The following is a 13,640-nucleotide window of genomic DNA, read 5'->3' as shown; positions in this document are numbered from 1 at the left end:
TCAGGATACGAAACGCACAGTCGCGCCGGGCCGTGGGCCGGATACCCTGGCCACGTGCGCGCCCGAGCAAGCGGGCGCGCAAAGCCGACAGCCGTCGCACCAGGGAGAAGCCCCATGGCCACTGCAGCCGAACCGTCCATCACTCAGCAGAGCCGCGCGAACGCGTTGCGTGAGGCACTCGCCACCCGGGTGGTGGTCGCCGACGGAGCGATGGGCACCATGCTCCAGGCACAGGACCCGACCATGGAGGACTTCCAGAACCTGGAGGGCTGCAACGAGGTCCTGAACCTCACCCGCCCCGACATCGTCCGGTCCGTCCACGAGGCCTACTTCTCCGTCGGCGTGGACTGCGTGGAGACCAACACCTTCGGCGCCAACTTCGCCGCGCTCGGCGAGTACGAGATCGCCGACCGCATCTTCGAGCTGTCCGAGGCGGGCGCCCGGATCGCCCGCGAGGTCGCCGACGCCTACGCCGCCGACGGCCGCACCCGGTGGGTGCTCGGCTCGATCGGCCCCGGCACCAAGCTGCCCACGCTCGGCCACGCCCCGTACGAGGCGCTGCGCGACGGCTTCCAGCAGAACGCGGCCGGCCTGATCGCCGGTGGCGCCGACGCGCTGCTGGTCGAGACCAGCCAGGACCTCCTCCAGGCCAAGGCCGCGATCCTCGGCTCCAAGCGCGCCCTCGCCGAGGCCGGCCTGGACCTCCCGGTGCTGGTCCAGGTGACGGTGGAGACCACCGGCACGATGCTGCTCGGCTCGGAGATCGGCGCCGCGCTCACCGCGCTGGAGCCGCTCGGCGTGGACTACATCGGGCTCAACTGCGCCACCGGCCCGGCCGAGATGAGCGAGCACCTGCGCTACCTGGCCAAGAACGCCCGGATCGGCCTGTCCTGCATGCCGAACGCGGGTCTGCCGGTGCTCGGCAAGGACGGCGCCCACTACCCGCTCTCCCCGGCCGAACTGGCCGAAGCGCACGACGTGTTCACCCGCGAGTACGGCCTGTCGCTGGTCGGCGGCTGCTGCGGCACCACGCCCGAGCACCTGCGCGCGGTGGTCGAGCGCGTCCAGGGCCGTGCGATCGCCCCGCGCACGCCGCAGCCGGAGGCGTCGGCCGCCTCGCTGTACCAGGCGGTGCCGTTCCGCCAGGACACCTCGTACCTGGCGATCGGCGAGCGCACCAACGCCAACGGCTCGAAGAAGTTCCGCGAGTCGATGCTGGCCGGCGACTGGCACGCCTGCGTGGAGATCGCCCGCGACCAGATCCGGGACGGCTCGCACCTGCTGGACCTGTGCGTCGACTACGTCGGCCGCGACGGCGTCGCCGACATGAAGGAGATCGCCGGCCGCCTGGCCACCGCCTCCACCCTGCCGATCGTCCTGGACTCCACCGAGCCGGACGTCCTGCGTGCCGGCCTGGAGGCGCTCGGCGGCCGCGCGGTGCTCAACTCGGTCAACTACGAGGACGGCAACGCCCCCGACTCGCGCTTCGGCAGGATCGCCTCGCTGGCCCGCGAGCACGGCGCCGGCCTGATCGCGCTGACCATCGACGAGGAGGGCCAGGCCCGCACCGCGGCCAAGAAGGTCGAGATCGCCGAGCGACTGATCGCCGAACTCACCGCGGACTACGGCATCGACGAGGGCTCGATCCTGGTCGACTGCCTCACCTTCACCCTGGCCACCGGCCAGGAGGAGTCCCGCCGGGACGGCATCGAGACGATCGAGGCGATCCGCGAGCTCAAGCGCCGCCGCCCGGCGGTGCAGACCACCCTCGGCCTGTCCAACATCTCCTTCGGCCTCAACCCGGCCGCCCGCGTCGTCCTCAACTCGGTGTTCCTGCACGAGTGCGTGGAGGCGGGCCTGGACTCGGCGATCGTCCACGCGTCCAAGATCCTGCCGATCTCCCGGATCCCCGAGGAGCAGCGCGAGGCGGCCCTCGACCTGGTCCACGACCGCCGCCGCGACGGCTACGACCCGTTGCAGCGCCTGCTGGAGCTGTTCGCGAACGTCTCCTCGGCCTCGGTGAAGGCGTCCAAGGCGGAGGAGCTGGCCGCGCTCCCGCTGGACGAGCGGCTGCAGCGCCGGATCATCGACGGTGAGCGCAACGGCCTGGAGGCCGACCTGGACGAGGCGCTGGCCGGGCGTCCCGCGCTGGAGATCATCAACGAGACGCTGCTGGCCGGTATGAAGGTCGTCGGCGACCTCTTCGGCTCGGGCCAGATGCAGCTGCCGTTCGTGCTCCAGTCCGCCGAGGTCATGAAGACCGCGGTGGCCCACCTGGAGCCGCACATGGAGAAGTCCGACTCGGAGGGCAAGGGCACGATCGTGCTGGCCACCGTCAAGGGCGACGTCCACGACATCGGCAAGAACCTGGTCGACATCATCCTGTCCAACAACGGCTACAACGTCGTCAACCTCGGCATCAAGCAGCCGGTTTCGGCGATCCTGGACGCCGCGCAGGAGCACCGGGCCGACGTCATCGGAATGTCCGGCCTGCTGGTCAAGTCGACCGTGATCATGAAGGAGAACCTGGAGGAGCTCAACCAGCGCAAGCTGGCGGCCAGTTACCCGGTGATCCTGGGCGGGGCCGCGCTCACCCGTGCCTACGTCGAGCAGGACCTCCACGAGATCTACGAGGGCGAGGTCCGCTACGCCCGGGACGCGTTCGAGGGCCTGCGCCTGATGGACGCGCTGGTCGCGGTCAAGCGCGGCGTGCCCGGCGCGACCCTGCCGGAGCTCAAGCAGCGCCGGCACGCCCGGGTGGAGGTCGAGGAGCCGGAGCCGGAGGTCAACCTCGGTCAGATCCGCTCGGACGTCGCCGTCGACAACACCGTGCCCACCCCGCCGTTCTGGGGCGACCGGATCGTCAAGGGCATCCCGTTCGCCGACTACGCCTCCTGGCTGGACGAGGACGCGCTGTTCAAGGGCCAGTGGGGCCTGAAGGCCGCGCGCACCGGCGAAGGGCCGTCGTACGAGGAACTGGTGGAGACCGAGGGCCGCCCGCGCCTGCGGGCCTGGCTGGACCGGCTGCAGACCGAGGGCTGGCTGGAGGCGGCGGTGGTCTACGGCTACTTCCCGGCCAACTCGAAGGGCGACGACCTGATCGTCTTCCACGAGGACGGCACCGAGCGCACCCGCTTCACCTTCCCCCGCCAGCGGCGCGGGCGCCGGCTCTGCCTGGCGGACTTCTTCCGCCCGGAGGAGTCCGGTGTGCGGGACGTCGTGGGCCTCCAGGTGGTCACCATGGGCAACCGGATCTCGGAGGCGGCCAACGAGCTGTTCGCCGGGAACTCCTACCGCGACTACCTGGAGCTGCACGGCCTCTCGGTGCAGCTGGCCGAGGCGCTGGCCGAGTTCTGGCACGCCCGGGTCCGCTACGAGCTGGGCTTCTCCGGCGAGGACCCGCAGGACGTCAAGGACATGTTCGCGCTCAAGTACCGGGGCGCCCGCTTCTCGCTCGGCTACGGGGCCTGCCCGGAGCTGGAGGACCGCGCCAAGATCGCCGAGCTGCTGAAGCCCGAGCGGATCGGCGTGGTGCTGTCCGAGGAGTTCCAGCTCCACCCGGAGCAGTCCACGGACGCGATCGTGATCCACCACCCGGAGGCGAAGTACTTCAACGCCCGGTAACCGCTACGTCCCCTCGCGTTCGCTCTTTTCCGGCGAACCGGGCGTATCGTTGATGATCCTGAACGGGCCGGTCCGCTCACCAGCGGGCCGGCCCGTGCCACCCCCGGAGCACGTGCGGGGCACCTCGGAAGGATCGCCATGACCACCATCTCCACCGCCGTCGCGGCGCTCGACCACGGGGACGGCCGCGGCCTGCAGGCGGTGCTGCTGGACATGGACGGGACGCTGGTGGACACCGAGGACTTCTGGTGGCAGGCCGAGGCCTCGCTGTTCGCCGAGCTCGGCTACGCGCTGGACGAGGAGGACCGCGCCCAGGTGGTCGGCGGCCCGATGGCCCGGGTGATCGACTACCTGATCGGCACGACCGGCGTCGACCTCTCGCCGGCCGACCTGACGGTGCTCATCAACCAGCGCTTCGTCGACCTGCTGGGCGGCGGCGTGCCGCTCATGCCGGGCGCCGAACGGCTCCTCAACACCCTTGCCGCGCACGGGATCCCGACCGCCCTGGTGTCGGCCTCGCACCGGCACATCATCGACATCGTGCTGCGCTCGCTCGGCGCCGAGCACTTCGCCTTCACGGTCGCCGGGGACGAGGTGCCGCGCACCAAGCCGCACCCGGACCCGTACCTGGAGGCGGCCCGCCGGCTGGGCGCCGACCCGGCCCGCTGCGTCGTGATCGAGGACGCGCCGACCGGGGTGCGGGCGGCCGAGGCGGCCGGCTGCCCGGTGATCGCGGTGCCCTCGGTCGCGCGGATCGAGCCGGCTCCCGGGCGGCTGGTGCTGTCCTCGCTGGAGCGGGTCGATCTTGAACTGCTCCGCTCGCTGGTGGCCTCGCGCGTGTGATTGTGGTCTCATTGCCCGCGCGGTCTACTGGCCGGTAAGGGGGCGTGCGCGGCCCGCTCCGGCGGCGGACGGGGGAGAAAACGGGCATTGGCTGACAACTCGGCGACTGGTGCGCGAGCCCCCGGAACACCGTGTCCCAAACGTCATCCACGCGGGTATCGGTCGTGCGTGTTCGATATGGCACGCTACTCCAGTTCGTTCCCGCCCTCGCAGCCCTGCCACCGCCGCTGACGGGTACCCCGTCCTGGCCGCGGTCGCACGACGCGCACCCCAGAAGGACGCGCCCCGTGAAGACTTCAGCTGAACGCCTGGCAGTACTCGGCTGCGCCGGCCTGGTCGCCGTGACGGTGGCCGGCTGCGGATCCGTGACCGATGCCGTCAAGGGGGACAGCGGCAACAAGTCGGTCACCATGGGCACCGGTCGGCTCACCAGCGTGCTGGACCCGGCCGGGTCCTACGACTCCGGCTCCTGGCTGATCCTGCGCAACACCTTCCAGTCGCTGCTGGTCTTCCCCGCCGCCTCCAGCGCGCCCTCCCCGGACGCCGCGCAGTCCTGCGAGTTCACCGGCGGCGACTCCACCCAGTACCACTGCGTCCTGCGGCCCGGCCTCAAGTTCTCCAACGGCCACCCGCTGACCGCCGCCGACGTCGTGTACTCGATCGAGCGCACCAAGAAGATCAACGACAAGAACGGCCCGGCCGGGCTGCTCTCCTCGATCAAGTCCGTCGAGGCCAAGGGCGACAACGAGGTGGTCTTCCAGCTCACCGCGCCCGACGCGACCCTCCCCGCCAAGCTGGCCAGCCCCGTCGGCGCGATCGTCGACCACCAGGTCTACCCGGCGGACTCGTTGCTGCCCAACGACAAGCTGGTCGGCTCCGGCCCGTACAAGCTCGACTCGGTCGAGGCCCTGGGCGGCGGCGGCAAGAGCATCGGCAAGGTCGCGCTGTCGTCCAACGACAAGTACAGCGGCGACGCCAAGCTGCGGAACGACAAGTTCACCGTCCGCTACTACGACCAGGCCGCCGACCTGAAGGCCGCCCTCGACAAGGGTGACGTCGACCTCACCGACGACAGCCTGGACCCGAGCACCGCGGCGCAGATCCGCTCCGACCAGCAGGGCGGCAAGACCGACCTCCAGGTCGTCGAGGGCGACAGCAACAACACCCGCTCGCTGGTCTTCAACACCAAGGACGCGACCGCCGGCAACCCCGCCGTCCGCCAGGCCGCCGCCGCGCTGCTCGACCGCAAGGCGCTCGCCCGCGACGTCTTCGCCCGCACCGTCCAGCCGCTGTACTCGATGGTCCCGGCCGGCGTCACCGGCCACAGCACCGTCTTCTTCGACAAGTACGGGGACCAGGACGTCGCCAAGGCCAAGAAGTACCTCACCGAGGCCAAGGTGCAGACGCCCGTCAAGCTCACCCTCACGTGGTCCCGCTCGCGGGTCGGCGCGGCCGAAGCCGAGACGCTGAAGAAGCAGCTGGAGACCGGCGGGCTGTTCCAGGTGACGGTCCAGCAGGAGCCCGACTGGGACAAGTACAAGGCCGGCTTCGCCGACGGCAAGTACCAGGTCTACATCCTCAGCTGGTTCGCCGACTACCCGGACGCCGACAACTACATCAGCCCGCTGGTCGTCGACGGCGGCGTCTACCACGACGGCTGGGACGACCCGCGGATCAGCCAGAAGCTGGTGCCGGACGGCCTCAAGATGACCGACCGGGGCGCGGCGGCCAACAACTACAACCAGATCCAGTCGATCGTCGCCGACAACGTGCCGCTCGTCCCGCTGTTCCAGGACAAGGCGTTCTACGCGGCCCGCTCGTACGTCACCGGCGTCGAGTCCACCGTCGACACCACGGGCGTCTTCCGCTTCTGGGAGATCGGACGCGGCGCGAAGTAGCACCTGACGCGACGGCCCGTCCGCTTCCCCGCAGAGGGGAGCGGACGGGCCGTCGCCGTTTCGCGGAACGCCTACAGGGTGCCCGGCCGCACCAGCCCGCTCTCGTACGCGTACACCGCCGCCTGCACGCGGTCCCGCAGCTGGAGCTTCGTCAGGACGTGGCCCACGTGCGTCTTCACGGTCGTCTCGCTGACGAACAGCTCGGCCGCGATCTCCGCGTTCGACAGCCCGCGCGCCACCAGCTTCAGCACCTCCAACTCCCGCTCGGTGAGCGCGTTCAGCGCCTGCGGCGGCGCCTCCTCGCCCGACGGCAGCTTGGTGGCGTACATGTCCAGCAGCCGCCGGGTGATGCTCGGCGCCAGCATCGCCGCGCCGTCCGCGACCACCCGGATCGCCTGCACCAGCTCCTCGGCCGGCACGTCCTTCAGCAGGAAGCCGCTGGCACCCGCACGCAGCGCCTCCACCACGTACTCGTCCAGGTCGAAGGTGGTCAGCACCAGCACCTTGGCCGGGCCGTCCCGCCCCGGGCCGGCGATCCGGCGGGTCGCCTCGACGCCGTCCATCCTGGGCATCCGGATGTCCATCAGCACCACGTCGGGCTGCAGCGCCCGGACCTGGTCCAGCGCCTGCTGACCGTCGCCGGCCTCACCGACCACCACCAGGTCGGACTCGGCCTCCAGGATCATCCGGAAACCGGTGCGCAGCAGCGGCTGGTCGTCGACCAGCAGCACTCGGATCGTCACTAGGACTCCTTGCCGTTCGGATCCCCCGTGGGATCGTCCTCTTCAGACGTACGGGCCAAGTGCCGGCCCGGGAATTCCCGCCCGGCCCGCGGCGCCGGGAATTCTCAGGCCGGCACCGGCAGCGGGTACGGCGGGGGAGTCCCGCCGAACTCCGGGCAGCTGGCCTGGTGGTCGCACCAGTCGCAGAGCCGGTTGCGGGTGGCCGGGAAGTCCCCGGTGGCCACCGCGTGGGTGATCCGCTCCCAGAGCGCCTGCAGCTTGCGCTCCACCGCGAGCAGGTCCGCCTCGTCCGGGTCGTACGAGACGACGTCCCCGCCCCCGCCGAGGTAGACCAGCTGGAGCCGCTTGGGGATCACACCCTTCCAGCGCCACACCACCAGCGCGTAGAACTTCATCTGGAACATCGCCTTGCCCTCGAAGTCCCGCGAGGGCGCCCGGCCGGTCTTGTAGTCCACGAGGCGGACCTCGCCGGTCGGGGCGACGTCGACCCGGTCGATGTAGCCACGCAGCAGCAGGCCCGACTCCAGGGCCGTCTCGACGTACAGCTCGCGCTCCACCGGGTGCAGCCGGGTCGGGTCCTCCAGCCGGAACCACTGCCCGACCAGCTTCTCCGCGTCCGCCAGCCAGCGGGTGAGCGCCGTGCCGTCCGGGTCGTCCGGGAACAGCCCGCCCAGCTCCGGGCGCTCGCCCAGCAGCCGCTCCCACTGCGGGCGCAGCAGGCCGAGCGCCCGCTCCGGCGTCCGCTCGGCGGCCGGGCTGTCGAACAGCCGCTCCAGTACCGCGTGCACCAGCGTGCCCCTGGTCGCCGCCGCGCTCGGCGGCTCCGGCAGCCGGTCGATCACCCGCAGCCGGTACAGCAGCGGGCAGGTGAGGAAGTCACCCGCGCGGGACGGGGACAGGCCGGTCGGGGGCGCCGCCGGGCGCGCCGGGGCCCCGGCGGCACTGGTGGTGTCGGTCTGCTGCATGGCTACGACCCTATTGCCCCTCGCTGCCATCCCGCTGCCACCGTGCTGTCACGTGGCCGCGCAGGGACTCCGCCAGTGGGTATGAGGGCAGACAGAGGGGCGCAGGGCGCGGTGCCGTCGAGATCACGTAGCGTGGGCACACCGGCGCAACTCGGGGGAGACGACCGAAGGGATCACGGTGAGCGACAGCAGGGGGCAGCAGACCTCCGACCAGCCACCGGACGGCGGCGGTCGCCCGCCCGGCCGGCCGCCCGAGCCGCCGGAGCGCGGCGGCGGCCTCCTCATGGGCCGCCCGTTCGGCGTGCCGATCTACGTCACCCCGTCCTGGTTCGTCATCGCGGCCCTGATCACCTGGGTGTTCGGCGGCCAGCTGGGCGGCGTCCTGCCGGAGCTCGGCGGCTCGCGCTACCTGGTCGCGTTCTCCTTCGCCGTCGCCTTCTACGCCTCCGTCCTGGTGCACGAACTCGCCCACACCCTGGTCGCGCTGCGCTACCGGCTCGGTGTGCGGCGGATCCAGCTGCAGTTCTTCGGCGGCGTCTCCGAGATCGAGAACGAGGCCGAGACGCCGTGGCGGGAGTTCTGGCTGGCCTTCGTCGGCCCGCTGCTCTCGCTCGTGCTCGGCGGGGTCTTCTACCTCGCCACGCGGGCCGTGGAGCTCGCCTCGGTGCCGGGGGTGCTGCTCACCGGCCTGATGGTCTCCAACCTCGTCGTCGCCGCGTTCAACCTGCTGCCCGGACTGCCGCTGGACGGCGGCCGGATGCTGCGCGCGGTCGTCTGGGCGGTCAGCGGCAAGCCGATGACCGGCACCGTCGTCGCCGCGTGGGTGGGGCGGGCGCTGGCCATCGCCGTCCTGATCGGGCTGCCCCTGATGAGCGCCTCCCGCGGCGTCGAGCGGACCGGCACCGACACCATGGTCGACGCCGTCATCGCCGCCGTCCTCGCCGCGATCATCTGGAACGGCGCCGGCGGCAGCGTGCGCAACGCCCGGCTCAAGGAGGCCCTGCCCGGGCTGCGGCTGCGCGACCTCGCCCGCCGGGCCGTCGAGGTCACCGCCGACACCCCGCTCGGCGAGGCGCTGCGGCGCGCCCGCGAGGCCCAGGCCGGGGCCGTGGTCGTGGTGGACGGCCGGGGCGAGCCGGTCGCCATCGTCCGCGAGTCCGCCGTGCGCGCCGTGCCCGAGCACCGCCGCCCGTGGGTCGCCGTCGGCCCGCTCGCCCGCGACCTCGAACCCGGCCTGCGGCTCAGCGCCGAGCTCACCGGCGAGGACCTCCTGCGCGCCGTGCGCGCCACCCCCGCCGGGGAGTACCTGGTGGTCGAGGCCGACGGCCGGGTGTACGGCGTCGCCGCGCTCACCGACATCGAGCAGCGCCTCACCGCCGCCGTCGCGGGGCGCCGGTAGGGCTTGACCAGAGGCCCACGTCGGGCGGGAGCGCGCACTTCCCTTAGGATTGTCCGCATGTCCGAACCGACCGGTGCCGCCCGCCGACGCGGGCCCTTCCAGGTCGGGGACCAGGTCCAGCTGACCGACCCCAAGGGTCGCCACTACACGTTCACGCTCCAGGCCGGGAACCAGTTCCACACCCACAAGGGTGCGTTCCCGCACGACGAGCTGATCGGCGCCCCCGAGGGCACGGTCGTGCGCACCACGGGGAACGTCCCGTACCTCGCGCTGCGTCCCCTGCTCCCCGACTACGTCCTGTCCATGCCGCGCGGCGCCGCCGTGATCTACCCCAAGGACGCGGGTCAGATCCTCGCGATGGCCGACATCTTCGCGGGTGCCCGCGTGGTCGAGGCCGGCGTCGGCTCCGGCGCGCTCAGTACCTACCTGCTGCGCGCCGTCGGCGAGCAGGGCATGCTGGCCTCCTACGAGCGCCGGCAGGACTTCGCCGACATCGCCAAGGCGAACGTCGAGCGCTACTTCGGCGGGTCGCACCCGGCGTGGAAGCTCACCGTCGGCGACCTCCAGGACAACCTGGTCGAGACCGACGTCGACCGCATCATCCTCGACATGCTCGCCCCCTGGGAGTGCCTGGACGTCGCCTCCAAGGCGCTCGTCCCCGGCGGCCTCATCTGCTGCTACGTGGCCACCACCACGCAGATGTCCAAGACCGTCGAGGCGCTGCGCGACCACGGCACCTTCACCGAGCCGCAGGCCTGGGAGACCATGGTCCGCACCTGGCACCTGGAGGGCCTGGCCGTCCGCCCGGACCACCGGATGATCGGTCATACCGGCTTCCTGCTCACCGCCCGGCGCCTCGCCGACGGCGTCGAGCCGCCGCTGCGCCGCCGCCGTCCGGCCAAGGGCGCGTACGGCGAGGACTACGAGAGCGGGGCGCCCGAGCCGACCCTGCAGGAGCGGGCGGCCGCCCGGGCCGCCGCCCGCGCCGCCGAGGCGGAGACGACCGACCTCGGCTGACGCACGACCGTCGAAGAAGGGGTGGCACGGACGCGTCCGTGCCACCCCTTCGCCGTTCCCGCCCCGGTCACCGGACGGCCACCGTGATGTGGGACGATGCCAGCTCACACAGACCACTGGAGGGGACGCCTGGTGGAGACCGCGGTCGGGACGACGGCTGGACAGCAGACCCCGGCGGGCCGCACCCGGCCCGGCCACGCTCGAACCGCCCCGTGGCACTGGGCCCTCGCGCTCACCGGCTGCGGCGCCGTCGTGACCGCCGCCCTCGCCGCCTCGCCCGCGACCGGCACCCCGGTACCCGTCCGCGGCACCCCGAGGGCCGCCCCGGCGGCCCTCGCCCCCGATCCGGCCAAGGCCCAACTCCCGCTCGACTGCGGCCCGTTCCCGGTCAAGGCCACGGTCAGCCTGACCGCCGACCTCGGCGACGGCCGGCCCAGCACCGTCGTCGCCGCGCACTGCGCCGCCGAGACCGGCACCCCGCCGGACGCCGTCTACCTCCTCGGCGGCACCGCCGACCGGCCCGTCGTCCTCGCGACCCTCGTCTCCGAGCGCGAGAACCTCACCGTCACCCGGCTCGAACTGCGCTCCGACGGCACCATCACCGGCCACGCGCAGGGGTATTCGAGCGACGACGTCCCGCGCTTCAGCCCGGACCTCTCACTCGACCTCACCTGGACGCACAAGGGCGGCGGCTGGGTGCGTACCCGGACCACCGCCCCGAACACCGAGACCTGAGGCGCCTGTTCTGCTTCGCCGCTATTCGGCGTCCGGCCCGTACACCTCGACCCGGTCGGCCACCCGGCGCACGTGGATGCAGTCGCCCGGGCACTCCTTCGCCGAGTCCACGACATCCTGAAGCAGCGTCAGCGGCACCGGGGCCGTCTCCCCGGGCTGCTGGCGCAGCTCGTCGTCCGGGCCCTTCACGTACGCGAGGCCGTCGATGTCGAGCTCGAAGACCTCGGGTGCGTACTGCGCGCAGATGCCGTCACCGGTGCAGAGGTCCTGGTCGATCCACACCTCCAGGGCCTCGTCCGCCGCCGTCCGCTCGGTCACCGACATCGCTCTCCGCCGTTTCTGTCCCGGGTCGCCCCTTTGTGAGGGCATTCCCGCCATTCGTACAACGATCGGACCCCATGCGTCGGTCGCGATCGGATATCGACTCGCTCGACGATACATCTGGTCCGCTTTGGGTGGTGCGCGGTGGGTATCCCCTTAGCAGAGGGGAAGCACGCGAGGGCGAAGATCGGACACGCCCGTTCCATCTTTCTTGATCTAGGGGTTTACGGACCCCTGGTCCCAGGTAGGGTCTGGAAGCGTCCAGCTCCCCGGAGGAGGTGAGGACCGTGGCAGCCCACGATGACGACTACAACCGCAGCACCGGCAGGCCCGCTCGTGGTTCCGACGAGACCGCTCAGGTCTCGTACCTTGAGCAGGAAATCGCCGTCCTGCGCCGCAAGCTCGCCGACTCGCCGCGCAATTCGAGAATCCTCGAAGAGCGGATCGTCGAGCTCCAGACCAACCTGGCCGGCGTGACCGCCCAGAACGAACGACTCGCCTCCACGCTGCGCGAGGCCCGCGACCAGATCGTCGCGCTCAAGGAGGAAGTGGACCGGCTGGCCCAGCCCCCCGCCGGCTTCGGCACCTTCCTGCAGGCGAACGAGGACGGCACCGCCGACATCTTCACCGGCGGGCGGAAGCTCCGCGTCAACGTCAGCCCCAACGTCGAACTGGACGAGCTGCGGCGCGGCCAGGAAGTGATGCTCAACGAGGCCCTCAACATCGTGGACGCGATGGCCTTCGAGCGCATCGGCGAGATCGTCACCCTCAAGGAGGTCCTGGAGGACGGCGAGCGCGCGCTGGTCATCGGCCACACCGACGAGGAACGCGTGGTGCGCCTCGCCGAACCGCTGCGCGGGACCACCGTCCGGGCGGGGGACGCACTGCTGCTGGAGCCCCGCTCCGGCTACGTGTACGAGGTCGTGCCGAAGTCCGAGGTCGAGGAGCTGGTCCTCGAGGAGGTCCCGGACATCGACTACCGCCAGATCGGCGGCCTGAACAACCAGATCGAGCTGATCCGTGACGCGGTCGAGCTGCCCTACCTGCACTCCGACCTCTTCAAGGAGTACGAGCTGCGCCCGCCCAAGGGCGTCCTGCTCTACGGCCCGCCCGGCTGCGGCAAGACGCTGATCGCCAAGGCGGTCGCCAACTCGCTGGCCAAGAAGGTCGCCGAGGTCACCGGCCGCCCCCAGGGCAAGAGCTACTTCCTCAACATCAAGGGCCCCGAGCTGCTCAACAAGTACGTGGGCGAGACCGAGCGGCAGATCCGGCTGGTCTTCCAGCGGGCCCGGGAGAAGGCGAGCGAGGGCACGCCCGTCATCGTCTTCTTCGACGAGATGGAGTCGCTGTTCCGCACCCGTGGCTCGGGTGTCAGCTCGGACGTGGAGAACACCATCGTCCCGCAGCTGCTCGCCGAGATCGACGGTGTGGAGGGCCTGGAGAACGTCATCGTCATCGGCGCCTCCAACCGCGAGGACATGATCGACCCGGCGATCCTGCGGCCCGGCCGCCTGGACGTCAAGATCAAGATCGAGCGCCCGGACGCCGAGGCCGCGAAGGACATCTTCTCCAAGTACCTGAAGGCCTCGCTGCCGTTCCACCCGGACGACCTCAAGGAGCACGAAGGCTCGGTGGAGACCACCGTGGCCGCGATGATCCAGTCGGTCGTGGAGCGGATGTACTCGGAGACCGAGGACAACCGCTTCCTGGAGGTCACCTACGCCAACGGGGACAAGGAGGTCCTGTACTTCAAGGACTTCAACTCCGGCGCGATGATCCAGAACATCGTCGACCGCGCGAAGAAGATGGCCATCAAGGACTTCCTCGACCACGGTCAGCGTGGTCTTCGCGTCTCCCACCTGCTCGCCGCCTGTGTGGACGAGTTCAAGGAGAACGAAGACCTGCCCAACACCACCAACCCGGACGACTGGGCCCGCATCTCCGGCAAGAAGGGCGAGCGGATCGTCTTCATCCGCACGCTGGTCACCGGCAAGCAGGGCGCCGAGTCCGGCCGCTCGATCGACACTGTCGCCAACACGGGGCAGTACCTGTAACCGCTAGACCCCGGGCCGGCACCGGTCCCCGGAGCAGCACG

The 13,640-nt window shown here is 71.1% G+C and carries 10 protein-coding genes; 7 read left to right on the top strand and 3 right to left on the bottom strand.

What is annotated here, in order from left to right:
• The first annotated feature begins 114 nt into the window (after nucleotides 1–114).
• From metH to ACWCXH_RS20365, 3 genes are all read left to right on the top strand, one after another.
• On the top strand, nucleotides 115–3,624 hold the full coding sequence (metH, locus tag ACWCXH_RS20375) for a methionine synthase (protein WP_449802820.1): 3,510 nt from the start codon (nucleotides 115–117) through the stop codon (nucleotides 3,622–3,624).
• A gap of 138 nt (nucleotides 3,625–3,762) precedes the next feature.
• On the top strand, nucleotides 3,763–4,467 hold the full coding sequence (locus tag ACWCXH_RS20370) for an HAD family hydrolase (protein ID WP_449802819.1): 705 nt from the start codon (nucleotides 3,763–3,765) through the stop codon (nucleotides 4,465–4,467).
• A gap of 287 nt (nucleotides 4,468–4,754) precedes the next feature.
• Nucleotides 4,755–6,365: an ABC transporter substrate-binding protein gene (locus ACWCXH_RS20365; protein ID WP_449802818.1), complete on the top strand. Its 1,611-nt coding sequence runs from the start codon at nucleotides 4,755–4,757 to the stop codon at nucleotides 6,363–6,365.
• A 71-nt stretch (nucleotides 6,366–6,436) separates the two neighbouring features.
• Here the strand turns inward: ACWCXH_RS20365 and ACWCXH_RS20360 are convergent, their stop codons facing one another.
• Together ACWCXH_RS20360 and ACWCXH_RS20355 are read right to left on the bottom strand one after the other, a co-directional pair.
• The gene (locus tag ACWCXH_RS20360; protein WP_148647703.1) at nucleotides 6,437–7,108 is read right to left on the bottom strand and encodes a response regulator; all 672 of its coding nucleotides are present in this window, start codon (nucleotides 7,106–7,108) and stop codon (nucleotides 6,437–6,439) included.
• A 104-nt stretch (nucleotides 7,109–7,212) separates the two neighbouring features.
• On the bottom strand, nucleotides 7,213–8,073 hold the full coding sequence (locus tag ACWCXH_RS20355; RefSeq protein WP_449802817.1) for a RecB family exonuclease: 861 nt from the start codon (nucleotides 8,071–8,073) through the stop codon (nucleotides 7,213–7,215).
• A gap of 178 nt (nucleotides 8,074–8,251) precedes the next feature.
• Here ACWCXH_RS20355 and ACWCXH_RS20350 point away from each other — a divergent pair, with 178 nt between their 5' ends.
• The 3 genes from ACWCXH_RS20350 (at nucleotide 8,252) to ACWCXH_RS20340 (ending at nucleotide 11,224) form a co-directional block, all read left to right on the top strand.
• On the top strand, nucleotides 8,252–9,472 hold the full coding sequence (locus ACWCXH_RS20350; protein ID WP_449802816.1) for a site-2 protease family protein: 1,221 nt from the start codon (nucleotides 8,252–8,254) through the stop codon (nucleotides 9,470–9,472).
• Between the two features lie 57 nt (nucleotides 9,473–9,529).
• Entirely contained in the window at nucleotides 9,530–10,489 is a 960-nt protein-coding gene (locus ACWCXH_RS20345; protein ID WP_449802815.1) for a tRNA (adenine-N1)-methyltransferase, read from the top strand.
• Nucleotides 10,490–10,585: 96 nt separating this feature from the next.
• Nucleotides 10,586–11,224 (top strand): hypothetical protein, encoded by a 639-nt coding sequence (locus tag ACWCXH_RS20340; RefSeq protein WP_449802814.1) that lies wholly within the window; start codon nucleotides 10,586–10,588, stop codon nucleotides 11,222–11,224.
• 21 nt (nucleotides 11,225–11,245) lie between these two features.
• Here the strand turns inward: ACWCXH_RS20340 and ACWCXH_RS20335 are convergent, their stop codons facing one another.
• A complete protein-coding gene (locus tag ACWCXH_RS20335) occupies nucleotides 11,246–11,548 on the bottom strand; it encodes a ferredoxin (protein ID WP_449802813.1) in 303 nt (100 codons plus the stop codon).
• Nucleotides 11,549–11,832: 284 nt separating this feature from the next.
• On the opposite strand from ACWCXH_RS20335, the gene arc reads away from it, so the two are divergent.
• Nucleotides 11,833–13,599: a proteasome ATPase gene (gene arc, locus ACWCXH_RS20330; RefSeq protein WP_449802812.1), complete on the top strand. Its 1,767-nt coding sequence runs from the start codon at nucleotides 11,833–11,835 to the stop codon at nucleotides 13,597–13,599.
• Nucleotides 13,600–13,640: the final 41 nt, after the last annotated feature.

The organism is Kitasatospora sp. NPDC001660, from assembly GCF_053596725.1.
This window is presented reverse-complemented; position numbering and strand designations above follow the sequence as displayed.

What these genes read in the sequence shown, in the direction of transcription:
- metH (WP_449802820.1), top strand. Translation starts at nt 115, where the DNA reads ATGGCCACTGCAGCCGAACCGTCCATCACTCAGCAGAGCCGCGCGAAC.
- ACWCXH_RS20370 (WP_449802819.1), top strand. Translation starts at nt 3,763, where the DNA reads ATGACCACCATCTCCACCGCCGTCGCGGCGCTCGACCACGGGGACGGC.
- ACWCXH_RS20355 (WP_449802817.1), bottom strand. Translation starts at nt 8,073, where the DNA reads ATGCAGCAGACCGACACCACCAGTGCCGCCGGGGCCCCGGCGCGCCCG.
- ACWCXH_RS20345 (WP_449802815.1), top strand. Translation starts at nt 9,530, where the DNA reads ATGTCCGAACCGACCGGTGCCGCCCGCCGACGCGGGCCCTTCCAGGTC.
- ACWCXH_RS20340 (WP_449802814.1), top strand. Translation starts at nt 10,586, where the DNA reads ATGCCAGCTCACACAGACCACTGGAGGGGACGCCTGGTGGAGACCGCG.
- ACWCXH_RS20335 (WP_449802813.1), bottom strand. Translation starts at nt 11,548, where the DNA reads ATGTCGGTGACCGAGCGGACGGCGGCGGACGAGGCCCTGGAGGTGTGG.